General features: G+C 66.4%; 22 protein-coding genes. 11 read left to right on the top strand and 11 right to left on the bottom strand.

The annotated features are described in order from the left end of the window. Positions 1-61 precede the first annotated feature (61 nt). Entirely contained in the window at positions 62-1,087 is a 1,026-nt protein-coding gene (locus F8237_RS30440; protein WP_151649809.1) for an NAD(P)H-dependent flavin oxidoreductase, read from the bottom strand. Between the two features lie 95 nt (positions 1,088-1,182). Between F8237_RS30440 and F8237_RS30435 the strand changes: the two genes are divergently transcribed. Beyond that, positions 1,183-2,073, top strand: coding sequence for a LysR family transcriptional regulator (locus F8237_RS30435; protein WP_151649808.1), 891 nt, complete (start codon positions 1,183-1,185; stop codon positions 2,071-2,073). On the opposite strand, the gene F8237_RS30430 is transcribed toward F8237_RS30435, so the two are convergent. Further along, positions 2,060-2,275 carry a hypothetical protein gene (locus tag F8237_RS30430; RefSeq protein ID WP_151650730.1) on the bottom strand — a complete coding sequence of 72 codons (216 nt, stop codon included), beginning with the start codon at positions 2,273-2,275 and terminating at the stop codon, positions 2,060-2,062. The genes F8237_RS30435 and F8237_RS30430 overlap by 14 nt on opposite strands. Positions 2,276-2,322: 47 nt before the next feature. On the opposite strand from F8237_RS30430, the gene ruvX reads away from it, so the two are divergent. Then, the gene (gene ruvX, locus F8237_RS30425; protein WP_162006282.1) at positions 2,323-2,814 is read left to right on the top strand and encodes a Holliday junction resolvase RuvX; all 492 of its coding nucleotides are present in this window, start codon (positions 2,323-2,325) and stop codon (positions 2,812-2,814) included. Positions 2,815-2,817: 3 nt separating this feature from the next. After that, on the top strand, positions 2,818-3,741 hold the full coding sequence (locus tag F8237_RS30420; RefSeq protein ID WP_151649807.1) for an AEC family transporter: 924 nt from the start codon (positions 2,818-2,820) through the stop codon (positions 3,739-3,741). Between the two features lie 13 nt (positions 3,742-3,754). Here the strand turns inward: F8237_RS30420 and F8237_RS30415 are convergent, their stop codons facing one another. From F8237_RS30415 to F8237_RS30405, 3 genes are read right to left on the bottom strand one after another with little or no spacing between them, the layout of a single operon-like run. Then, positions 3,755-4,519, bottom strand: coding sequence for a CPBP family intramembrane glutamic endopeptidase (locus F8237_RS30415; protein WP_151650729.1), 765 nt, complete (start codon positions 4,517-4,519; stop codon positions 3,755-3,757). Positions 4,520-4,542: 23 nt separating this feature from the next. Beyond that, positions 4,543-6,186 (bottom strand): acyl-CoA dehydrogenase family protein, encoded by a 1,644-nt coding sequence (locus F8237_RS30410; RefSeq protein ID WP_151649806.1) that lies wholly within the window; start codon positions 6,184-6,186, stop codon positions 4,543-4,545. A 19-nt stretch (positions 6,187-6,205) separates the two neighbouring features. Beyond that, entirely contained in the window at positions 6,206-6,970 is a 765-nt protein-coding gene (locus F8237_RS30405; protein ID WP_151650728.1) for a M15 family metallopeptidase, read from the bottom strand. A gap of 225 nt (positions 6,971-7,195) precedes the next feature. Here F8237_RS30405 and F8237_RS30400 point away from each other — a divergent pair, with 225 nt between their 5' ends. From F8237_RS30400 to F8237_RS30385, 4 genes are all read left to right on the top strand, one after another. Continuing rightward, positions 7,196-8,143, top strand: a complete 948-nt coding sequence (locus F8237_RS30400; RefSeq protein WP_151649805.1) for an aspartate carbamoyltransferase catalytic subunit — start codon at positions 7,196-7,198, stop codon at positions 8,141-8,143. 5 nt (positions 8,144-8,148) lie between these two features. Then, a complete protein-coding gene (locus F8237_RS30395) occupies positions 8,149-9,450 on the top strand; it encodes a dihydroorotase (protein WP_151650727.1) in 1,302 nt (433 codons plus the stop codon). A 47-nt stretch (positions 9,451-9,497) separates the two neighbouring features. Next, positions 9,498-10,094 (top strand): glycerol-3-phosphate 1-O-acyltransferase PlsY, encoded by a 597-nt coding sequence (gene plsY, locus F8237_RS30390; protein WP_151649804.1) that lies wholly within the window; start codon positions 9,498-9,500, stop codon positions 10,092-10,094. A gap of 149 nt (positions 10,095-10,243) precedes the next feature. After that, entirely contained in the window at positions 10,244-11,443 is a 1,200-nt protein-coding gene (locus tag F8237_RS30385) for a patatin-like phospholipase family protein (RefSeq protein ID WP_162006281.1), read from the top strand. On the opposite strand, the gene F8237_RS30380 is transcribed toward F8237_RS30385, so the two are convergent. After that, complete coding sequence (locus F8237_RS30380) at positions 11,435-12,679, bottom strand: amidase (protein WP_151649802.1); 1,245 nt, start codon at positions 12,677-12,679, stop codon at positions 11,435-11,437. The two genes, F8237_RS30385 and F8237_RS30380, sit on opposite strands and share 9 nt — an antisense overlap. A gap of 90 nt (positions 12,680-12,769) precedes the next feature. On the opposite strand from F8237_RS30380, the gene dprA reads away from it, so the two are divergent. Further along, a complete protein-coding gene (gene dprA, locus F8237_RS30375) occupies positions 12,770-13,912 on the top strand; it encodes a DNA-processing protein DprA (protein WP_151649801.1) in 1,143 nt (380 codons plus the stop codon). Positions 13,913-13,989: 77 nt separating this feature from the next. Here the strand turns inward: dprA and F8237_RS30370 are convergent, their stop codons facing one another. After that, the gene (locus tag F8237_RS30370; RefSeq protein WP_151649800.1) at positions 13,990-14,400 is read right to left on the bottom strand and encodes a winged helix-turn-helix transcriptional regulator; all 411 of its coding nucleotides are present in this window, start codon (positions 14,398-14,400) and stop codon (positions 13,990-13,992) included. Between the two features lie 83 nt (positions 14,401-14,483). Here F8237_RS30370 and F8237_RS30365 point away from each other — a divergent pair, with 83 nt between their 5' ends. Beyond that, the gene (locus F8237_RS30365; RefSeq protein ID WP_151649799.1) at positions 14,484-15,092 is read left to right on the top strand and encodes an FMN-dependent NADH-azoreductase; all 609 of its coding nucleotides are present in this window, start codon (positions 14,484-14,486) and stop codon (positions 15,090-15,092) included. A gap of 58 nt (positions 15,093-15,150) precedes the next feature. Here the strand turns inward: F8237_RS30365 and F8237_RS30360 are convergent, their stop codons facing one another. Both F8237_RS30360 and F8237_RS30355 read right to left on the bottom strand, forming a co-directional pair. After that, positions 15,151-15,333 carry a hypothetical protein gene (locus F8237_RS30360; protein ID WP_151650726.1) on the bottom strand — a complete coding sequence of 61 codons (183 nt, stop codon included), beginning with the start codon at positions 15,331-15,333 and terminating at the stop codon, positions 15,151-15,153. A 177-nt stretch (positions 15,334-15,510) separates the two neighbouring features. After that, a complete protein-coding gene (locus F8237_RS30355; RefSeq protein ID WP_162006280.1) occupies positions 15,511-16,290 on the bottom strand; it encodes an SDR family oxidoreductase in 780 nt (259 codons plus the stop codon). A 122-nt stretch (positions 16,291-16,412) separates the two neighbouring features. On the opposite strand from F8237_RS30355, the gene F8237_RS30350 reads away from it, so the two are divergent. After that, the gene (locus F8237_RS30350) at positions 16,413-16,880 is read left to right on the top strand and encodes a winged helix-turn-helix transcriptional regulator (RefSeq protein ID WP_151649797.1); all 468 of its coding nucleotides are present in this window, start codon (positions 16,413-16,415) and stop codon (positions 16,878-16,880) included. Between the two features lie 115 nt (positions 16,881-16,995). Here F8237_RS30350 and F8237_RS30345 read toward each other — a convergent pair whose 3' ends face one another. Continuing rightward, complete coding sequence (locus F8237_RS30345) at positions 16,996-17,304, bottom strand: GIY-YIG nuclease family protein (RefSeq protein WP_151649796.1); 309 nt, start codon at positions 17,302-17,304, stop codon at positions 16,996-16,998. Positions 17,305-17,641: 337 nt separating this feature from the next. Further along, a complete protein-coding gene (locus F8237_RS30340) occupies positions 17,642-17,827 on the bottom strand; it encodes a hypothetical protein (protein ID WP_244626017.1) in 186 nt (61 codons plus the stop codon). Positions 17,828-18,108: 281 nt separating this feature from the next. Between F8237_RS30340 and topA the strand changes: the two genes are divergently transcribed. Further along, a complete protein-coding gene (gene topA, locus F8237_RS30335; RefSeq protein WP_151649794.1) occupies positions 18,109-20,856 on the top strand; it encodes a type I DNA topoisomerase in 2,748 nt (915 codons plus the stop codon). Positions 20,857-20,861: the final 5 nt, after the last annotated feature.

The following is a 20,861-nucleotide window of genomic DNA, read 5'->3' as shown; positions in this document are numbered from 1 at the left end:
GGTCTCTCTCCGCGGAAACAGACCTCTCAGATTTGACTTCACTCTCCGCGGACAGAACCCCTCATCCGGCGCGGATTGCATCCGCGCCACCTTCTCCCACAAGGGGAGAAGGAAAAGAAGAAACCGAGTTGCGTCGCCCCTCCAGCAACTGCTCCGCCTCGGCCGTGATCCGCTCAACGATCTCGGCCGCCGGCGGAATATCATGAATCAGGCCGACCGCCTCGCCGGCGATCACGGCGGCGACGTCGAAATTGCCGGCCGCCTTCGCCGCGGCATAGTCCGCCGCGCTTGCGGCAACATTCTGCATCAGCTCGACCTCGCGCCCGATCCAGCGCCGGGCGTGGTCGTTGACCAGACACCGTCCCGTGAACGGCGCCGGCCAGACATTGTTGCGCGAGAGGTCGAAGATGATGCCGCGCACGGTCGAGCCGCTGTTCGCCGCGCAGATGCGCCGCTTGGCTTCCTCCGCGCCATCGGCCTCCCGGCTTGCATAGAAGCGCGTGCCGAGCAGCACGCCGCTCGCGCCCAGCATCATCATGGCGGCAAGCCCGCGCCCGTCGGCAATGCCGCCCGCCGCGACCACCGGCACGCGGCCCGCGGCGAGATCCACGATGGCGGGCACGAGATCGACGGTGGTCCGGGAGGCACCGTGACCGCCCGCCTCCGTCCCCTGCGCGATCAGAACATCGGCGCCGGCATCGAGCGCCTGCCGCGCCATCGCTTCGTCCTGCACCTGGCAGATCAAGCGCGCCCCCCCGGACTTGATCCTTGGCGCGAACGACGCGGGATCGCCGAACGACAACAGGATTGCGGACGGTTTTGCCGCGAGCGCGATGTCGAGACGCTCCGGCCGCTTGGCGAGGCTCCAGGTGATGAAGCCGATCCCGAACGGCGCGGACAAGCCGGCGAGCTTCGCGGTCTCCCGCTCCAGCCATTCGCGCTCGCCATAGCCGCCGCCCAGAATGCCAAAACCACCGGCGCGGCTCACGGCCGTCACGAGCCGGCTGCCGGCCACGACATCCATCGGCGCCAGCAGGATCGGATGCGTGATCTCCAGCAGCGTAGTCAGCGGCGTTGCGATCGGCATGGGTCCTCCCGTCTGGACAGCAAGACTACGCGCGACTAGCATTCACGAAAAATGAATTGTTACGAACGCTGCCATCACAAAAGCGAAACGACGCCATGGAACTCAGCGACATCCAGACCTTTGCCGCGGTCGCCCGCACCGGCGGCATCACGCGCGCCGCCGAAGAGCTCAACACCGTGCAATCCAACGTCACCCAGCGCGTGAAGGCGCTGGAGGCCGAGATCGGCACGGCGCTGTTCGAGCGCCACAGCCGCGGCATGACGCTGACCGGCGCCGGCAAACGGCTTCTGCCTTACGCGCAGCGGATGGCGGCGCTGTCGCGCGAAGCCGTGCTCGCCGCGCGCGACGATGGCGAGCCGAAGGGGCCGCTGGCGATCGGTTCGATGGAGACGACCGCAGCGGTGCGGCTGCCGCCCCTGCTGGCCGATTTCCACCGCCGCTTCCCGGCCGTGCGGCTCTCCTTACGCACCGCAACCACCGCGGACCTCGTGGCCGGCGTGCTTGAAGGTACGCTCGACGGTGCTTTCGTCGCAGGTCCCATCGCGCATGGCGACCTCACCGCGACCAGCGCTTTCCGCGAAGAGCTGGTGCTGGTCAGCGCGCGGCGCTGGAGCTCGCTCGCCGAGCTGCGCGCCGGAACGCCGGAGTCCGGTCCGACCGCCCTGGTGTTCCGCACCGGTTGCACCTACCGCCAGCGGCTCGAACAGATCTTCGTCGAGTTCGGCTGGCCTTCGGCGGCACGCTTCGAGCTCGGCACGCTCGACGGCATGATCGGCTGCGTCGCCGCCGACATGGGCGTCACGCTGTTGCCGCGCGCTGTCGTCGAGCGCAGCGCGATGAACGGCAGCGTGTCGATCCACGCGCTGAGCCCCTCGCACGCGCGCGTCGAGACGCTCTTCATCCAGCGCAGTGCCGGACATCAATACAGCGCGCTCAATGGCTTCATCTCCTGCCTGAAGAGCGACGATCAGGTCATCGCGGCCTGAGATGCCACCGCCGCAGCGCGACGACGGCCCAGATTGCCTCGACCACCCCGAACGGCCAGGCGCCCTGCAGGAAACCGTAAGCCGATCCGAGCGCACAGGACATCGCAAAAGCCAGCACGAACCAGTGGCTGCGGTCCTCCAGGGCGTAGGTCACCAGCATCGCGGTCACCGCGAACAGCCCGAATAAAGTCAGCGCATCCATCATTCCGGGTTCACTCCGCGGCGCGGCGCGTGATAAGCGCTAGTCCCATGCCGGCTCTTATCCTGCCCCTGGTCGATGCTGCAACCCACTGGCCCGAACGCGGCGGGTTGGTCGGCCTTGATCTCGGCACAAAAACCATCGGCGTCGCCGTATCCAACCCCGACCGGCGGCTCGCGACCGGCGTCGAGACCATCCAGCGCAAGGCGTTCAAGCAGGATGCCGCCCGGCTGCTGGCGATCGCAGCCGAGCGCAAGGCGGTCGGCTTCGTGCTCGGCCTGCCCATCAACATGGACGGCAGCGAAGGCCCGCGCGCGCAGTCGACCCGGGCGTTTGCCCGCAATCTCGCCGGGCTGACCGCGCTCCCGATCGGCCTTTGGGACGAGCGCCTGTCGACCGCAGCGGTCGAGCGCGAGCTGATCGGCATGGATGTCAGCCGCGCCAAGCGCGCCGAGGTGATCGACGAGCACGCCGCGATCTTCATCCTGCAAGGCGCGCTCGACCGCCTCGCCAATCTTCGCGCCAGCCCTGGGGCCGTCTGATCCATGGCCGTCGTGATCGCGGCGCTGCTCCCGGTCTTCATCCTCATCGTGCTCGGCGTGGTGCTGAGGCACAGCCTGATGCGGCTGGACACGCAGTGGCACGGGCTGGAACGGCTGACCTACTACGTGCTGTTTCCGATGCTTCTGGTCCAGACGCTGGTGAAGGCTGATCTTACGAAAGTGCCGGTCGCAGGGGTCGGCGGCGCGCTGCTGCTGTCGGCGCTGGTGATGTCCCTGCTCTGTCTCGCGCTCCGCCCGGCTCTCGCCCGGCTCGACATCGACGGTCCCGCCTTCACCTCGATCTTCCAGGGCGCGACGCGCTGGCAGACCTATGTGGCGCTGTCGGTCTCCGCCAACATGTTCGGCGACGTCGGGTTGGCGCTGGCGTCAGTGGCGATGGTTGCAATCATCCCGCAGGTCAACGTGTTCAGCGTCGCCGTGCTCGCGCATTATGCCTCGCCCGAGAAGCAATCCGCGCGCGCCATCGTCATGACGGTGATCCGCAATCCCCTGATCTGGGCCTGCGTCATCGGCCTCGTCATCAATGTCGTCCATCTGCCGTTGCCGAAGATCTGGCATGAAGTTGCCGACGCGCTCGGCCGTTCCTCACTCGCGATCGGCCTGCTCGTCACCGGCGCGGGCCTGCAGCTCAAGGGGCTGTTCCACCCCAGCGTCAGCGCGACGCTCGGCGTGACGTTCAAGCTGGTGCTGATGCCCGTGCTCGCGGTGGCGCTCGCCGTGTGGTTTGGTCTGTCCGGCAACAGCCTCGCCATCGTCGCGATCTGCGCGGCGGTGCCGACCTCCCCCAGCGCCTATGTGCTGGCCCGCCAGATGGGCGGCGACGCCCCGCTGCTGGCGCAGATCATCACGCTGCAGACGATTCTGGCGGCGATCACCATGCCGATCGCGATCGCGCTGGTGGCGTGAGGCAGCCGCGGGGTTAGCTCCCCAGCCACATCGTCAGCACCACCGCGGTCAGGTTGTTCAGCGCGTGCAATATCGCCGTCAGCCAGAGCGAGCCCGCGCGATAGCGCATGTAGCCGAACCACAGGCCGATGGTGAAGACCTCGGCGAGGAAGTAGATGTCGTATTGCAGGTGCACGACCGTCCACACCAGCGACGACAGGATGATCGCGCCGGGCACGCGCAGAAAGCTCGCCGACCAGCCGCGATAGAGGAAGCCGCGCGCCAGGATTTCTTCCGACAACGGCGCGGCCACGCTGAAAGCGAACAGCAGCAACAGTGCCGCCCCCTTGTCACGGCCCGATTTCAACAGATCGGTCATGAAGCCCGGCGTCGCTTCGCGGCCGAGCGTACGCGACATCGTCTCCCAGGCCACCACGATCACGACGAGCCCGACGGCGCCGAACAGGACTTGCTTCCAGGACGGCCAGTGCAGCGCGAGGTAGTCGACGAAGGACGCCTTCTTGATGCGGATGGCGAGCCACACCGCCGCCAGCGTCGCCGGCAGGCCCATGGTCACCGACAGCGCGAGCGCCTGCGGCTCGCGGCCGACGAGCTGGACCGAGGCAAGGTCCATCGGCAGGCCGCGCAGCGCGACCAGCAGGGCGACGCCGCCGATCTGCCCGACAAACATCGCGGCAAAGATGAAGAGGCCCCACAGCGCCGTGCCCCAGAATTTCCAGACGCGCGGCGGCGCCGGCGTCACGGTCATCGGCGGCAGATCGGGATTGAGGGAGTCCATCAAGAGGCTTTCGTTGGGGACGCTCACGGCAGCGCCCGCTCCAGCAGCGTACGCCCGTCGCCACCGTCCAGCTCCACCGCGCCGTACATGCTGGCATGGTTGGCGGCGAGGCGCGTGGCGGCGAACAGCTCGGCATGGTGCGGCGATACGCCGTTGAGCGCTGCGGCGGCGGCAAGCAGCGCCAGCTTCTCCACCGCAAGCCGCGCGACGCGCTCGCCGTCGGCGCGGCGGAAGGTCTTGCCGATGAACGCGACCGCCTCGCCTGCCCCCGGCAGTCCCTTGGTCTCGGCCGCCAGCGATTGCAGCACCGCCATCGCCGCCTCCGGCTCGCGCGCGAGCGCGCGCAGCACGTCGAGGCACATCACGTTGCCGGAGCCTTCCCAGATCGCGTTGACCGGCGATTCCCGGTAATGGCGCGCGAGGATGCCGTCCTCGACATAGCCATTGCCGCCGAGGCACTCCATCGCCTCATAGAGAAACGCCGGCGCGCTCTTGCAGGTCCAGTATTTGATCGCGGGCGTCAGCAGCCGCATATAGGCTGCCTCGGCCGCATCGTGCGGGGTGCGGTCGAAGGCGCGGCAGAGCCGCATCACCAGCGCCGTGCTCGCCTCGACATGCAGCGCCATGTCCGACAGCACGGCCTGCATCAAGGGCTGATCGGCCAGATGCTTCTGGAACACGCTACGGTGACGGGCGTGATGCAGCGCATGTGCGAGCCCCGAGCGCATCAGGCCGGTGGAGGCAATCGCGCAATCCTGCCGCGTCAGCTGCACCATCTGGATGATGGTGCGGATGCCCTTGCCCTCCTCGCCGACCCGTTCGGCATACGCACCTGTAAACTCGACTTCCGAGGACGCATTCGAACGATTGCCGAGCTTGTCCTTCAGCCGCTGGAACTGGATCGCATTGACCGAACCATCCGGCGCAAAACGCGGCATGAAGAAGCAGGTCAGCCCCTCCTCGGCCTGCGCCAGCACCAGGAATGCGTCGCACATCGGCGCCGACATGAACCATTTGTGGCCGGTGACGCGATAGGCATCGCCGTCGCGCACCGCGCGCGTCATGTTGGCGCGCACGTCGGTGCCGCCCTGTTTCTCGGTCATGCCCATGCCGAGCGTCATGCCGCGCTTCTCCCACCACGGCGCGAAAGTGGAATCGTAGCTCTTCGTCGACAGCACCGGCATCACGCGCGCGAGCAGATCCGGCTGCATCGCCAGCGCACCGACGGAGGCGCGCGTCATCGTGATCGGACAGAGATGGCCGGTCTCGACCTGCGAGGCCATGTAGAATTTTGCCGCGCGGATGACCTCGGCGGCATCGCCGGCCGGCTTGCCATCCGTGGTCCACGTCGAATTGTGCACGCCGCCCTGCGCGCTGTGCGCCATCAGCTCGTGATAGGCCGGATGAAATTCGACCTGGTCGCGGCGATTGCCCTTGGCGTCGAAGGTGCGCAGCTTCGGTGTATTCTCGTTCGCCAGGCGCCCGCGATCGGCCATCGCGGCCGAGCCCCAGGCCTTGCCGAACTCCGACAGCTCGCGCTCCGCCGCGGCGCCGCCATTGGCCTTTACCGCGTCGACCAGCGGACGATCCACGGCGAACAGGTCGACGTCCTCGAACGGCGGCGACTGGTTGAAGACCTCATGGGTCGCAAAGTTCTGCTGGGTCATCTGCTTCCTCGGCGCGAAATCAGTTCCGTCGCGGCTGGATCGGAAAATCATAGGCTGCCCCGCCGGCCTCCGGCAGGGAAAAATGCCACCACTCCTTCGAATAGTTCACAAAGCCTTGCTTCGCCATCGCAGCCACCAGCCGCTTGCGCCAGGCGCGTTGCTCCGGCGTGATCGACGGTGCCGCAGTATGGCCTTTCGTGTCGGTGCAGTCGTAGCCGGTGCCCATGTCGACGCTGCCCTCAGGCAGCCGCGCCTCAACCGGCGCCGTGCAGTCGGCATAGGTTTTTGACGGGTCGTATTTGGCCGAATTGTCAGCCTTCAGATCGACCAGCGTGAGATCGAGCGCCGCGCCGGTGGAATGCTGCGAGCGGCTCGCGATATAGCCGAGGCGGAACAGCTCGGTCTTGGCAATCTTGGGATTATAGCGCCGCTCAGCGGCGGTCTCATGGCCATTCTGCGACCACTTCACCATGTCGAGCGAGGCCTGCGCCGGCCGGTAGCAGTCGAACATTTTCAGCGACAGGTTTTGCGCCGCAAGTTCCTGCTGAACCGCCTTCAGCCGCAGCCCGACCTCCCGCTTCACCACGCATTCGCCGGCGCCGTAGCCTGCGAGCGGACGGCCGACGAAATTGTTCGAGGTGGCGTAGCGGATGTCCTGGATGATGCTGGGATCGATCTCGCGCAGATAGACGAAGCCGCCGGGGAGCGATTGGGCGTGGGCGGATGAGATGAAGCCAGTCGCCAAGACCACGGCTGCCGTTACCTTCACGTGATCTCTCTCCATCGTCATGGCCGGGCAAAGCCGTCCGAAGGACGGCGTCGCTTCCGCTCGCCTACGTCCCGGCCATCCACGACCTTTTTACGTCAAATGCGATGAAGTACGTGGATGCCCGGGACAAGCCCGGGCATGACGGAGAGTGTGAGCTAGACCGACAGATCAGGGGATAACTCCCCGCCCCGGCATTGGCCCTTGCCCCCCCAGCCATCCGCGCCTATAGCTCTCGCTTTAATGACATCGAAATCGACCTTCGTCCTCGGCCACCGGCATTTGCTGGGCATCGAGGGCCTTTCCGCGGCCGACATCACCGGCCTCCTCGACCTGTCCGAAGAATATGTCGCGCTCAACCGCCAGGTTGACAAGAAGCGCACCGTCCTGCGTGGACGGACGCAAGTGAACCTGTTCTTCGAGGCCTCGACCCGGACCCAGTCCTCGTTCGAGCTCGCCGGCAAGCGGCTCGGCGCCGACGTCATGAACATGTCGGTGTCCTCCTCGTCCATCAAGAAGGGCGAGACGCTGGTCGACACCGCGATGACGCTGAACGCCATGCACCCGGATATCCTGGTGGTCCGGCATCACGCCTCGGGCGCGGTGGAACTGCTGGCCCGCAAGGTCGACGGTTCCGTGATCAATGCCGGCGACGGCGCGCACGAGCATCCGACCCAGGCGCTGCTCGATGCGCTCACCATCCGCCGCAACAAGGGCCGGATCGAGGGTCTCGTGGTCGCGATCTGCGGCGACGTGCTCCATTCGCGCGTCGCGCGCTCCAACATCATCCTGCTCAACACCATGGGCGCCCGCGTCCGCGTCGTCGGCCCCTCCACCCTGCTGCCGCCCGGCATCGAGCGGATGGGCGTCGAGGTCGCGCGCGACATGCGCGAGGGGCTCAACGGCGCCGACATCGTCATGATGCTGCGGCTCCAGCGCGAGCGCATGAACGGTTCCTTCGTGCCGTCGACCTCCGAATATTTCCACTATTTCGGGCTCGACCAGAAGAAGCTCGCCTACGCCAAGCCGGACGCGCTCGTGATGCATCCCGGCCCCATGAACCGCGGCGTCGAGATCGACACCGCGGTCGCCGACGGCGCGCAATCGCTGATCCGCGAACAGGTCGAGATGGGCGTGGCCGTGCGCATGGCCGTGCTCGAAGCGCTCGCCCGCAATCTGCCGAACGCGTGATGCTCATGCTGACTGACCGCCGCCCCATCCTGCTAGCCAACGCCCGCGTCGTCGATCCCTCCAGGGATTTCGACGGCCCCGGCGATGTCCTGATCGCCGACGGCATCATCCGCGAGACCCGCCGCGGCATTGGCGCGGCCGGCGTCCCCGAGGGCACCGACGTCGTCAACTGCGCCGGCAAGATCGTGGCTCCCGGCCTGATCGACATGCGCGCCTTCGTCGGCGAGCCCGGCTTCAGCCATCGCGAGACATTTGCGTCCGCGAGCCAGGCGGCCGCGACCGGCGGCATCACCACCATCATCTGCCAGCCCGATACGTCTCCGGTGATCGACAATTCGGCGACCGTCGACTTCGTGATGCGCCGCGCCCGCGACACCGCGATCGTCAACATCCAGCCGATGGCGGCGCTGACAAAGGGAATGCACGGCGAGGAGATGACGGAGTTCGGCCTGCTCAAGGCGGCCGGCGCGATCGCCTTCAGCGACAGCGACAAGAGCGTGACCAATGCGCAGGTGATGCGCCGCGCCCTCACCTACGCGCGCGATTTCGACGCGCTGATCGTGCATTACACCGAGGATCCCGATCTGGTCGGCGAAGGCGTGATGAACGAGGGCGAGTTCGCCTCGCGCCTCGGCCTGATGGGCATCCCCAATGCCGCCGAGGCCGTGATGCTGGAACGCGACATGCGCCTCGTCGCGCTCACCGGCGGGCGCTATCACGCGGCCTCGCTGACCTGCATCGACTCGCTCGACGTGCTGAAGCGCGCCCGCGACGCCGGCCTCGCCGTGACCGCCTCCGCTTCGATCAATCATCTTGCGCTGAACGAGAACGATATCGGCCCCTACCGTTCGTTCCTGAAGCTGTCGCCGCCGCTCCGCACCGAGGACGACCGCCGCGCGCTGGTCGCCGCGGTGGCCTCCGGCCTCGTCGACGTCATCATGTCCGACCACAATCCGCAGGACGTCGAGGTCAAGCGCCTGCCGTTCGCGGAAGCGGCATCCGGCGCCATCGGGCTCGAGACCATGCTGCCGGCAGGCTTGCGGCTGGTCCACAATGACGAGCTCGACCTGAAGACGTTGATCCGGGCGATGTCGACGCGGCCGGCCGAGATCCTGGGTCTGCCGGGCGGAACTCTCCGCGCAGGCAGCCCGGCCGACGTCATCGTGATCGATCCTGATGTGCCCTGGGTGGTCGATCCCGCCGACCTCAAATCGCCCTGCAAGAACACCCCGTTCGACGAAGCGCGCTTTACAGGCCGCGTCGTGCGCACGATTGTCGGCGGACGGACGGTCTACGAACATGTCTGATGGGCGAGTTCATGCGTGGCGTCTCGGTGCAACATGGAGATGCAACGATGGGGCTTGAAGCCTTCCTGCCGATCGCCTTCGTCATCGGCTACCTGCTCGGCTCGATTCCGTTCGGGCTGATTCTCACCAGGCTCGCCGGCACGCAGGACATTCGCTCGATCGGCTCCGGCAGCATCGGCGCCACCAACGTGCTGCGCACGGGACGCAAGAGCCTTGCCGCGGGCACGCTGCTGCTCGACGCGCTCAAGGGCACCGTGGCCGTGGTGATCGCCGGCTACATCGCCGGCCCCAATGCCGCGATGCTGGCCGGGCTCGGCGCCTTCCTCGGCCATCTCTTCCCGGTCTGGCTCAAGTTTCGGGGCGGCAAGGGCGTCGCCGTCTATATCGGCATCCTGCTCGGATTGTTCTGGCCGGCCGCACTGGTGTTCTGCCTGCTCTGGCTGGCGACCGCGTTCACCACCCGCTATTCCTCGCTCTCGGCGCTGGTGGCGTCGTTCATCACGCCGCTGTTCCTGTGGTGGTTCGGCCACCTCGCGCTCGCAGCGCTGGCCGCGGTGCTGACGCTGCTGCTGTTCTACGCGCATCGCGAGAACATCAAGCGGCTGCAATCAGGCAAGGAAAGCCGGATCGGCGAGAAGGCGTAAACCGGAAAAAGTACGGATACCGCCGCACCTCCTCCGCATTATATGCCAAATCCTGTTCGCAACTCGGAAGCCAATCGCGGCAGGGAGTGGCGAACAGGTTCCATGCCTGTCATCCTGACGGCGGAAATGGCGTCACGCGGTTGCTCAGAATGAGCGAGAAGATTTTCGGCGGGCATATCGACGGTGGTTCGCAGGGTGCGGCGCGCACCGCGGCGAGCCAGCTGCTCTCGGCGACCAACATCTGGTCCGATGCGCCCTCGCCGCCTCCCGCATCACAACCAATCCCCGTTGTGCCACCGGCGTCACCACCTGATCCCGTCGCGCAGGTGCCTGTCACGGTCGAGGTCGCCATCACCGCCGCGCCGGTCGCCGCCGCGCGCATCCGCTCCGGCCAATGGCCGCCACGAAGACTGTCGCTGGCGCTTCAGGGCGGCGGCACCTTCGCGGCCTTCACCTGGGGCGTGCTGGAGCGGCTGCTGGAGGAGCCGTCGATCGAATTCGACACGATCAGCGGCGCCAGCGCCGGCGCCATCAACGCGATTCTGCTCGCGTGCGGCCTCGCCGAGGGTGGCCGCGAAGCGGCGCGCAGCCGGCTGAACCGTTTCTGGATCCGCCTGATGCACGAGGCCTCGTTCCGCTCGCTGATGCTGGTCGGTGGCTTCTCGGCGGCGGGAAGCTCGGTCGCGTTCGGACCGACGCTGCGCTCCGGCCAGTTCGATCCGTTCGACCTCGATCCGCTGCGGCAGGCGCTGTCGCGGGACATCAATTTTGCGGCGCTGCGCGACGCGGCCTGTCCAAAGCTGCTGATCGCAGCGACGCGAATCCGCGACGGGCAGCAGCAGATCTTCGGCAACGACGACGTCACCGCCGACGTCGCGCTGGCCTCGACCTGTCCGCCGCTGGTTCACTGCGCGGTCGAGATCGAGGGCGAAGCCTATTGGGATGGCGGCCTTGGCGGCAATCCGCCGCTGCTGCGTCTGGCGCAGGAAACCACGGCGACCGACCTGCTGCTGGTCCAGGTCACGCCGGCGCGCGACAGCTTCGTGCCGATCACGCTCGCCGCGATCGACCGCAGGCTCGACCAGATTGCGGCCAATGCCGCCCTGAAGGCCGAGATCGCCGCGATCGAATGGGCGCAGACGCACGCGGCCCCGTCGCTGCGCCTGTTCAGGATCGCGGCCGAAGACTCCGTCGACGGGCTGGCGCAACGCTCGTCCACCGATCTCGGCCGCGGCTTCATCCGCCTTCTGCACCGGAGCGGCCGCGAGGCCGCCGAACGCTGGCTCGGGCAAGGCGCGGCCGTGACGCCAGGCGCCGCGCCTGCGGCGGCCGAGCCGGCGCTAGCCTGACTTCGCCAGCGCATCCTCCAGGAACCACGCCGCCGCCAATGCGGCGGGATCGTTGCCGAAGCGCGCGATCACCTGCACGCCGATCGGCAGTCCGCCGACCTTCATCACCGGCACGGCGACGCAAGGGTTACCCATCAACGTCCACAGCCGATTGTAGCGCGGCGAGCCAGTCGAGGCGAGTTCCTTGGCCGGCGCGGTGCCCGGGGCCGAATAGGTCAGCAGCACGTCGAACCCTTCGAACAGCTCGCCGAGCTCGCGGCGGCCACGACGGGCGACCCGGCGCGCGTCGTCATATTCCTTCGGCGTCAGTCCGACGGTCTCATCGAGGCTGGCGCGCAGCATCGGCGCGATCTCGTCGTGATGCTCCGAAAACTCCCAGGCAAGCGCGCGATGCGCCTCGAAATCCTGGATGATGGGATGGATGCGCCAGGCTTCCTGGACCGCTTCAGGCAGCTCGATGGTCCTCACACTCGCGCCGGCCTTCTCGGCCGCCTTGATCGCCGCCTGCAAGCCCTCTTCCGCCGCCGGCTCGACGGCTTCGGCGAACTCCTGCCTGACCACGCCGATGCGCGGCGCCTTGGCCGGCACGATGCCGGAGAATTCGGTGCGGCCGGTCATCGCCAGCAATCCGCGCGCGAGATCTTCCGCGCGAGATCCGAACAGCCCGACCGTGTCGAGCGCCCACGAATAGCACTTCACGCCGATGGTCGGCAGCATCCGGAACGACGGCTTGATCGCGGCAGCACCGCAATAGGCAGCGGGGCGGATCACCGAGCCGCCGGTCTGGGTGCCCAGCGCCAGCGGGATCATGCCGGCGCCGACCGCTGCCGCCGAGCCCGAGGACGAGCCACCCGGCGTGTGACCGGGATTGTGCGGATTGAGCGTCGGGGTCGGATCGCGCGAGGCAAACGCCGTCGTCGTGGTCTTGCCGATGATGGTGGCGCCCGCCCGCTTCAGCATCATCACGACCGGCGCATCCGAGCGCGGCTGCCAGCCGCGATAGATCTCCGAGCCCATCTCGGTCGGCATGTTGGCGGTATCGATGATGTCCTTGATGCCGACCGCGATGCCGCGCAGCGGCCCGGCGCCTTGCGCCTTCGCGGTTTTGTCATGGCGGACGAAGGCGCGGACATCCTTCTCCTTCGCCTCAATCGCCGCATGCGACTGGGCGATGGCGTCATCAGGCGAAAGCTCGCCGGCTTCAATGCGGCGCTGGAGGTCGGCGAGTGAGATCATGGCAAAACCCTTCTTATTGGCATCGCTTTTAGCATCGCGATGGGGTCGCGCAAGCGCACGAAGCCGTTGCCCACGCCCTCAGGTTGTTCCATGCTGTCCCTGCAAGGAGACGCCGTGGACGCCATCAATCCCAGCATGGAGCTGACCGAGGCTGACAGGATCGACCGCCTGCGGCTGATCCGCAGCGACAATGTCGGGCCGCGCACCTTTCGTTCGCTGGTCGATCATTTCGGCACAGCGCGCGTCGCGCTGGAGCGGCTGCCCGATCTGGCACGCCGCGGCGGGGCCGCGCGATCGGGACGGATCTGCAGCGCTGAGGAAGCGAAGGCCGAGCTCGCCGCCAGCCGCAAATTCGGCATCGCCTGGCTCGCCCCCGGAGAGGACGGCTATCCGACGCGGCTGGCGATGATCGACGATGCGCCGCCGCTGCTCGCCGTGCGCGGCGATGCCAAAACCTTGATGCGGCCGATGATCGCCATCGTCGGCTCGCGCAACGCCTCCGGCGCCGGCTTGAAATTCGCCGGCCAGCTGGCCCGCGAACTTGGCGAGGCCGGCTTCATCGTCATCTCCGGGCTCGCCCGCGGCGTCGACCAGGCCGCGCACCGCGCCAGCGTCGCGAGCGGCACGATCGCAGTGCTCGCCGGCGGCCACGATTGCATCTATCCGCCCGAGCACGGCGATCTGCTGGCCTCGATCCTCGATCAGACGGGCGCGGCGATTTCCGAGATGCCGCTCGGCCACGAGCCGCGCGCCCGCGATTTCCCCCGCCGCAACCGGCTGATCTCGGGCGCCTCGCTCGGTGTGGTCGTGGTCGAAGCCGCGCATCGCTCGGGCTCGCTGATCACGGCGCGCATGGCGGCCGAACAGGGCCGCGAGGTGTTCGCGGTGCCGGGCTCCCCGCTCGATCCACGCGCCGCCGGCACCAACGATCTGATCAAGCAGGGCGCGACACTCGTCACCGAAGCCGCCGACATCATCAACGCGGTCGCACCGATCATGGAGCGGCCGTTGATGCATTCCGCCGATGAGCCCGACAGCGAGCCGTTCGAGAGCGATCCGCAAGGGCACGACCGCGACCAGATCACCGGCCTGCTCGGCCCCACCCCCATCTCGATCGACGACCTCGTGCGGATGTCCGGCGCCTCGCCCGCGATCGTGCGCACGGTCCTGCTGGAGCTCGAACTGGCGGGGCGGCTCGAACGCCATGGCGGCGGATTGGTCTCGCTGCTTTGATGGAAATCAGGCTCGAACTCTTAACCCTCCCCTGGAGGGTAAGAAGCGCCCACGCGACGTGAGCGAGCTCATCCGCTTCAGCCGCCGTTCCGCTCATCGAACCGCGTCCGCGCCGTCGCGATCTGCTCCTGGTGCTCGATCGCCCACTGCCCGAGCGCCTTGACCGGCTGCTGCAGCCCGCGGCCGAGATCGGTCAGCTCGTAATCCACGCGCGGCGGGATGGTCGGGAAGATCGTGCGCGTGACGAGGCCGTCGCGCTCGAGGCCCCGCAGCGTCAGGGTCAGCATCCGCTGCGAGATGCCGTTGATCATGCGCTTCAGCTCGTTGAAGCGCTTCGGACCGTCGCTCAGCATCATGATGACGAACACGCTCCATTTGTCGCCGACGCGGGACAGGATCGAGGCCACGCCGCGGCAGTCGGCATGGTCGCGATCCGGCATCTGCGCGGCAGGCAAATCGGTGTGTGCAGGTTTCAAGGATGTGCCCATGGCTCAAAAAAGTGCGTTCTTGCGGGAAATTTGACAGTCACTCATGTAGCTCTGGTTACAAACATATACCATGGGTGACCCCAATGAAACTCCTCCACATCGATTCCAGCGTGCTCGGCCCCCACTCCGTCAGCCGGCAGGTGTCCGCCGCCATCGTCGACCGCCTCAGGCAGGCAACGCCATCGCTTAATGTCGTCTATCGCGACCTGACCCAGACCCCGCTCGCCCATCTCTCCGGCTCGCACCTTGAAGCCGCCCAAGGCGCGCCTGCGCCCGCGGAACTCGGACCCGACCTTGCCGCGAGCGCCGCGGTGCTCAACGAGTTTCTCGATGCCGACATCGTCGTGATCGGCGCGCCGATGTACAATTTCACCATCCCGAGCCAGCTCAAGGCCTGGATCGACCGCGTCCTCGTGGCGGGGAAGACGTTCAAGTACGGCGCTAACGGTCCGGAGGGCCTTGCCGGCGGCAAGCGTGTGATCGTGGCGATCTCGCGCGGCGGCTATTATGGCGCGGGCACGCCTGCGGCGTCGCTGGAGCACCTCGAAACCTACTTGCGCGGCGTGTTGGCTTTCATGGGCATCACGAGCCCCGAATTCATTGTCGCCGACGGCATCCAGGTCGGCCCAGAGCATCGCGAGAAGTCACTCGCGAACGCACTTCAGGCGGCAACGAGCCTGCGCGCGGCATAAGAGTCGCGCCTGCAACAGCCGCTGCCGGACCCCGGCGGCGGCTGACCGATCGATCGAGCTAAAACCAGGCGCCCTGAACGCCGAGAATGACGGCGACGAGCGAAATGAACAGGCCTATGCCGGAGAAAATCGCCACGCCGATCAGCTCTGAAATGTTGGAGCGCTTGGCGGGAATGGCGGAACGTTCGGTGTAAATACGCGGCGCTGAAATCGACGAAAAAATGCGAGCTGCCTTTGGCATCACGGGCTCCCTGAAAAATGAGTCGTATGACCCCCTGCCCGTAGAAGTGTCTTGGCAGCGCAAGCGAAGGTTCAACACCTCAGGCAAGGTTCAGAGAATTACATCTCGCCAGATGCAGGAACCGGCCGGCGCAACCGATGTCGTCGCGCCGGCTGCTTCAATTTTCACTTCACTTGATCAGCCGCGATAGATCGGCGCGCCAGCCGGAGAGGCAACCGCGCCGCCGTCGACGAAGATCTCCTGGCCCTGCACATGCGCGGCATCGTCCGACGCGAGGAACAGCACCGTCTTCGAGACGTGATCGGGTTCGCCAATGCGGCCGAGCGGCGTCGCCAGTCCAATGCGCTTCTCGAAGGCTTTCTCGGCTTCCGGTGTTGCGATCGCGGCGCCCCAGATCGGCGTGCGGATCGCGCCGGGCGCGACGACGTTGACGCGGATGCCGCGCGGCGACAGTTCCGAGGCCATGATCCGCGCCATCGCGCGTACGCCGGCCTTCGCCGCGCCGTAAGCGGAGTAGCCGGGAATGCCGAGCACGGAGATCACCGAGCCGTTGAGGATGATCGAGGAATTGTCGTTGAGGTAAGGCAGCGCGGACTGCACTGTGAAAAACACACCGGTGAGGTTTGTGCGGATGACCTTTTCGAAGGCCTCCAGCGTTGCCGAACCGAGCGGCGTGCCGCCGGCGCCGGCGATGCCCGCATTGGCGAACACGATGTCGAGCTTGCCGAATTTTTCGGTGCCCTTCTTGATCGCGGCATCGGTCGCCGCGATGTCGGTGGCGTCGGCGACGAGCGCAATCGCGTTCGTCCCGAGTTCCTTTGCCGCGGCGTCCAGCGTCTCCTTGTTGCGCCCGGTGATGATCACCTTCGCGCCCTCGGCCACGAACAGTTTTGCCGTCGCCAGGCCAATGCCGCTGTTGCCGCCGGTAATGAGTGCCGTCTTGTCTTTCAGTCTCATGCTTGCCTCCAGTGGTTTTATAATGAAACTATGTTGCGATCTAGGCCACATGGTTTTATGATGCAACCACACAAGCGCGTGATCAGCGCCGAAATCGTGCGAATGCGACAGGACGAAAGACGATGGTGAAACGAACCAGCTTCGAAGGCGATGCCTGCCCGATCGCACGGTCGCTGGAATCGATCGGCGACTGGTGGTCGCTCCTCATCATCCGCGAGGCGTTGTTCGGCCTACGCCGCTTCGGCGAGTTCCAGAGCAAGCTCGGCATGGCCAAGAACATCTTGTCCGCGCGCCTGCGATCCCTGGTCGACCACGGCATCCTGGCGACGGCGCCTGCCTCCGACGGCAGCGCCTATCAGGAATATGTGCTGACGCCGAAGGGCAGCGGCGTCTTCCCGATCCTGGTGGCGCTGCGGCAATGGAGCGAGGCGTTCGACGACCGGCCCGAGGAGATCGCGACCATCCTGGTGGATCGCGAGAACGGCCGCCCGGTCAAGAAGCTCGAACTGCACGCAGAGGACGGGCGGTTGCTCAGTCAGGCGGATACGATGGTGAAGGTGCGACCGGCGCCGCGAAGGCGGTCGGCGTGAAGGGCCGCAACTGCCGCCACCCCGTCATTGCGCGCTCTCTCACCGTCACCCTGAGGTGCTCGCCTCTTCGGCGAGCCTCGAAGGGCGACAGCACGGCTGCCGGCCACACCTCGGATTACTTCTTCGACCGAGGCTCCCCCGCGCGTCGCCGCGCAAGCAGGCTTACCGACGTCCAATCCGAGCGAACGAGCGCCTCCTTCTTGGCGCGACTCCAGCCTTTGAGTTGACGTTCCGCGGCAATGCCGTCCGTGATCCGATCAAAATGCTCCGACCACACCAGGACGACCGGGCGCCGGGAGTAAGTATATCCCGGATAAGCGCCGGCGTTGTGCTCATCGACCCGCTTGGATGTGTCATCGCCGGTCGCGCTTCCAACGTAGAAAGAGCCGTCCGCGCAGCGGAGCATGTAGACATAGATACCCACAACATCATCCTTCGAGGCTCCCCGCGCAGTGCTGCGCACCGCACGGCTCGCACCTCAGGATGACGGCAGCGTTCTTGTTGTCAACATGCGACGGAGCAACGTTTGAGTGTGTCTTCGAATGTGCTGAGTTTGTCTAAGCCGAGCTCGGCTTATTCCGTCATCCCCGCGCAACGGCGGAGCCGTTGTCGCTGGAGGTGGCCGCTCCTTCAGCGGCCCTCGAAGGGCGACGGCCCGGCTGCATTAGCGGGGCCGCCCATCCTTCGAGGCTCCCGGCGCGATGCTTTGCATCGCGCCACTCGCGCCTCAGGATGACGGGTCAGATAGCGACAACGCCCGCTCACGACAGCTTGCGCTTGCTCCGCAGCCGGAGGTGTTCGTCAGCCTCGAGCTTGGTCATGCCCAGCAGATAATGCAGCACATCGAGCTTGTGACGCTCGGCGAGCTTGCGCAGCGCCGTCACCTGCTCGGCGATGAAGGCCACGGCTTCATCGACGCCGCCCTCCCCCGGTTCCTCGATGCGCAAGCCTCCTCGCGCGCCGGACGCGGCGCGCGCTCGTTTCTTTCCTGGCTTTGTCACCAGACCCCACCCGAATCCATGCCCCGCGGGAACTCTACGCTGACATCGATCGCAACTCCAAGGTGGTATTTTGCAACTTTCTCGATATGAAACTTTTCCCATTGCCGCCGCTGTCAACACCCCTCGATTTGACAGCGGGGGCCTCACCACCCATGTTCGGGTCGAAAGGGCCGACCCGAATCTCGTCGAATCTGGCCCAGAATTTCCCCGTAAGTTACTGGAACTACATGAATATCGTCATTGTGGAGTCGCCGGCGAAAGCCAAGACGATCAACAAGTATCTGGGCTCGTCCTACGAGGTTCTGGCCTCGTTCGGCCATGTCCGGGACTTGCCGGCGAAGAACGGCTCCGTCGATCCCGACGCCAATTTCAAGATGATCTGGGAGATCGACCCCAAGGCGGCCGGCCGGCTGAACGATATCGCCAAGTCCCTGAAGAACGCCGACCGCCTGATTCTCGCCACCGACCCTGATCGCGAGGGCGAGGCCATCTCCTGGCACGTGCTGGAGGTGTTGAAGGAAAAGCGCGCGCTGAAGGATCAGAAGATCGAACGCGTGGTGTTCAACGCCATCACCAAGCAGGCCGTCACCGACGCGATGAAGCATCCGCGCCAGATCGACGGCGCGCTGGTCGACGCCTATATGGCGCGCCGTGCGCTGGACTATCTGGTCGGCTTCACCCTCTCCCCCGTGCTGTGGCGCAAGCTGCCGGGAGCCCGCTCGGCGGGCCGCGTGCAGTCGGTGGCGTTGCGGCTGGTCTGCGATCGCGAGCTCGAGATCGAGAAGTTCGTCGCGCGCGAATACTGGTCTCTGATCGCGACCCTGCTGACGCCGCGCGGGGATGCCTTCGAGGCCCGTCTGGTCGGCGCCGACGGCAAGAAGATCCAGCGCCTCGACATCGGCACCGGCGCGGAAGCCGAGGACTTCAAGAAGGCGCTGGAAGCCGCCAGCTACGCGGTCACCGCGGTCGACGCCAAGCCGGCCCGGCGCAATCCGCAGGCGCCCTTCACCACCTCCACGCTGCAGCAGGAGGCCAGCCGCAAATACGGCTTTGCGCCGGCGCACACGATGCGCATCGCGCAGCGCCTTTATGAAGGCATCGACATCGGCGGCGAGACCACCGGACTCATTACTTATATGCGTACCGACGGCGTGCAGATCGATCCGTCCGCGATCACCCAGGCGCGCCAGGTGATCGGCGAGGATTACGGCAAAGCCTACGTGCCGGAGGCGCCCCGCCAGTACCAGGCCAAGGCCAAGAACGCCCAGGAAGCGCACGAAGCGATCCGCCCGACCGACATGTCGCGCCGCCCCGACAGCATGAACCGCAAGCTCGACGCCGATCAGGCGAGGCTCTACGAGCTGATCTGGAAGCGCACCATCGCCAGCCAGATGGAATCGGCCGAGCTCGAGCGTACCACCGTCGACATCGCGGCAAAGGTCGGCGGCCGCACGCTGGACCTGCGCGCGACCGGTCAGGTCGTCAAGTTCGACGGCTTCCTCGCGCTCTACCAGGAAGGCCGCGACGACGAGGAGGACGAGGATTCGCGCCGTCTGCCGGCGATGAGCCCGAACGATGCCTTGAAGCGGCAATCGCTCGCCGTCACCCAGCATTTCACCGAGCCGCCGCCGCGCTTCTCCGAGGCCTCGCTGGTCAAGCGCATGGAAGAGCTCGGCATCGGCCGGCCCTCGACCTACGCCTCGATCCTCCAGGTCCTGAAGGACCGCGGTTACGTCAAGCTGGAGAAGAAGCGCCTGCACGGCGAGGACAAGGGCCGCGTCGTGGTCGCGTTCCTCGAGAGCTTCTTTGCCCGCTACGTCGAATACGATTTCACCGCCAATCTCGAAGAGCAGCTCGACCGTATCTCCAACAACGAGATTTCCTGGCAGCAGGTGCTGAAGGATTTCTGGACCGGCTTCATCGGCGCCGTCGACGAGATCAAGGACTTGCGCGTCGCGCAGGTGCTCGACGTGCTCGACGACATGCTCGGACAGCACATCTATCCGCCGCGCGCCGATGGTGGCGACATCAGGCAGTGCCCGAGTTGCGGCAACGGCCGGCTCAATCTCAAGGCCGGCAAGTTCGGCGCCTTCGTCGGCTGCTCGAACTATCCGGAATGCCGCTACACCCGTCAGCTCGCCGCCGACAGCGAGACCACCGCCGACCGCTCGCTCGGCCAGGATCCCGATACGGGGCGCGACGTCTGGGTCAAGGCCGGCCGCTTCGGCCCCTATATCCAGCTCGGCGAAGCCAAGGACTATGCGGAAGGCGAGAAGCCGAAGCGCGCAGGCATCCCGAAGGGCACCTCGCCCGGCGATGTCGAGCTCGAGCTTGCGCTCAAGCTGCTGTCGCTGCCGCGCGAGATCGGCAAGCATCCGGAGACAGGTGAGCCGATCACCGCCGGCCTCGGCCGCTTCGGGCCGTTCGTGAAGCACGAGAAGACCTATGCCAGCCTGGAGGCCGGCGACGAGGTGTTCGACATCGGCCTCAACCGCGCGGTGACGCTGATCGCGGAGAAGATCGCCAAGGGCCCGAGCCGCCGCTTCGGCGCCGACCCCGGCAAGGCGATCGGCGATCATCCGACGCTCGGCACGATCACCGTGAAGAGCGGCCGCTACGGCGCCTACGTCACGGCCGGCGGCGTCAACGCGACGATCCCGAGCGACATCGAGAAAGACGCGGTCACTCTGCCGCAGGCGATCGCGCTGATCGACGAGCGCGCCGCCAAGGGCGGCGGCAAGCCCAAGAAGGCTGCCAAGCCGGCGAAGAAGGCGAAGGCAACCAAGTCCGGCGATGACGCTGCGCCAAAAACCAAAAAACCGGCCGCGAAGAAGGCGGCCAAGACCAAATCCGATTCCACCAGCAAGGCGCGCGCAGCCGTGTCGTCGACCGCCAAGACTTCACCAGTCAAGACGTCGCCGACCAAGGCGGCGGCCGCCAAAGCTCCGGCCAAGAAGAGTGCCGGCACGACTTAAGAGGT

The sequence above is a fragment of the Bradyrhizobium betae genome (assembly GCF_008932115.1).
In the GTDB taxonomy this organism is placed as follows: Bacteria; Pseudomonadota; Alphaproteobacteria; order Rhizobiales; family Xanthobacteraceae; genus Bradyrhizobium; species Bradyrhizobium betae.
This window is presented reverse-complemented; position numbering and strand designations above follow the sequence as displayed.

Coding starts and splice junctions, on each gene's coding strand:
- F8237_RS30405 (WP_151650728.1), bottom strand. CDS start 6,970: ATGGAGAGAGATCACGTGAAGGTAACGGCAGCCGTGGTCTTGGCGACT.
- F8237_RS30365 (WP_151649799.1), top strand. CDS start 14,484: ATGAAACTCCTCCACATCGATTCCAGCGTGCTCGGCCCCCACTCCGTC.
- F8237_RS30380 (WP_151649802.1), bottom strand. CDS start 12,679: ATGATCTCACTCGCCGACCTCCAGCGCCGCATTGAAGCCGGCGAGCTT.
- plsY (WP_151649804.1), top strand. CDS start 9,498: ATGGGGCTTGAAGCCTTCCTGCCGATCGCCTTCGTCATCGGCTACCTG.
- F8237_RS30385 (WP_162006281.1), top strand. CDS start 10,244: ATGAGCGAGAAGATTTTCGGCGGGCATATCGACGGTGGTTCGCAGGGT.
- F8237_RS30400 (WP_151649805.1), top strand. CDS start 7,196: ATGACATCGAAATCGACCTTCGTCCTCGGCCACCGGCATTTGCTGGGC.
- F8237_RS30415 (WP_151650729.1), bottom strand. CDS start 4,519: ATGGACTCCCTCAATCCCGATCTGCCGCCGATGACCGTGACGCCGGCG.
- F8237_RS30440 (WP_151649809.1), bottom strand. CDS start 1,087: ATGCCGATCGCAACGCCGCTGACTACGCTGCTGGAGATCACGCATCCG.
- dprA (WP_151649801.1), top strand. CDS start 12,770: ATGCTGTCCCTGCAAGGAGACGCCGTGGACGCCATCAATCCCAGCATG.
- ruvX (WP_162006282.1), top strand. CDS start 2,323: ATGCCGGCTCTTATCCTGCCCCTGGTCGATGCTGCAACCCACTGGCCC.
- F8237_RS30420 (WP_151649807.1), top strand. CDS start 2,818: ATGGCCGTCGTGATCGCGGCGCTGCTCCCGGTCTTCATCCTCATCGTG.
- F8237_RS30355 (WP_162006280.1), bottom strand. CDS start 16,290: ATGAGACTGAAAGACAAGACGGCACTCATTACCGGCGGCAACAGCGGC.
- F8237_RS30360 (WP_151650726.1), bottom strand. CDS start 15,333: ATGCCAAAGGCAGCTCGCATTTTTTCGTCGATTTCAGCGCCGCGTATT.
- F8237_RS30430 (WP_151650730.1), bottom strand. CDS start 2,275: ATGGATGCGCTGACTTTATTCGGGCTGTTCGCGGTGACCGCGATGCTG.
- F8237_RS30350 (WP_151649797.1), top strand. CDS start 16,413: ATGGTGAAACGAACCAGCTTCGAAGGCGATGCCTGCCCGATCGCACGG.
- F8237_RS30370 (WP_151649800.1), bottom strand. CDS start 14,400: ATGGGCACATCCTTGAAACCTGCACACACCGATTTGCCTGCCGCGCAG.
- F8237_RS30435 (WP_151649808.1), top strand. CDS start 1,183: ATGGAACTCAGCGACATCCAGACCTTTGCCGCGGTCGCCCGCACCGGC.
- F8237_RS30410 (WP_151649806.1), bottom strand. CDS start 6,186: ATGACCCAGCAGAACTTTGCGACCCATGAGGTCTTCAACCAGTCGCCG.
- topA (WP_151649794.1), top strand. CDS start 18,109: ATGAATATCGTCATTGTGGAGTCGCCGGCGAAAGCCAAGACGATCAAC.
- F8237_RS30395 (WP_151650727.1), top strand. CDS start 8,149: ATGCTGACTGACCGCCGCCCCATCCTGCTAGCCAACGCCCGCGTCGTC.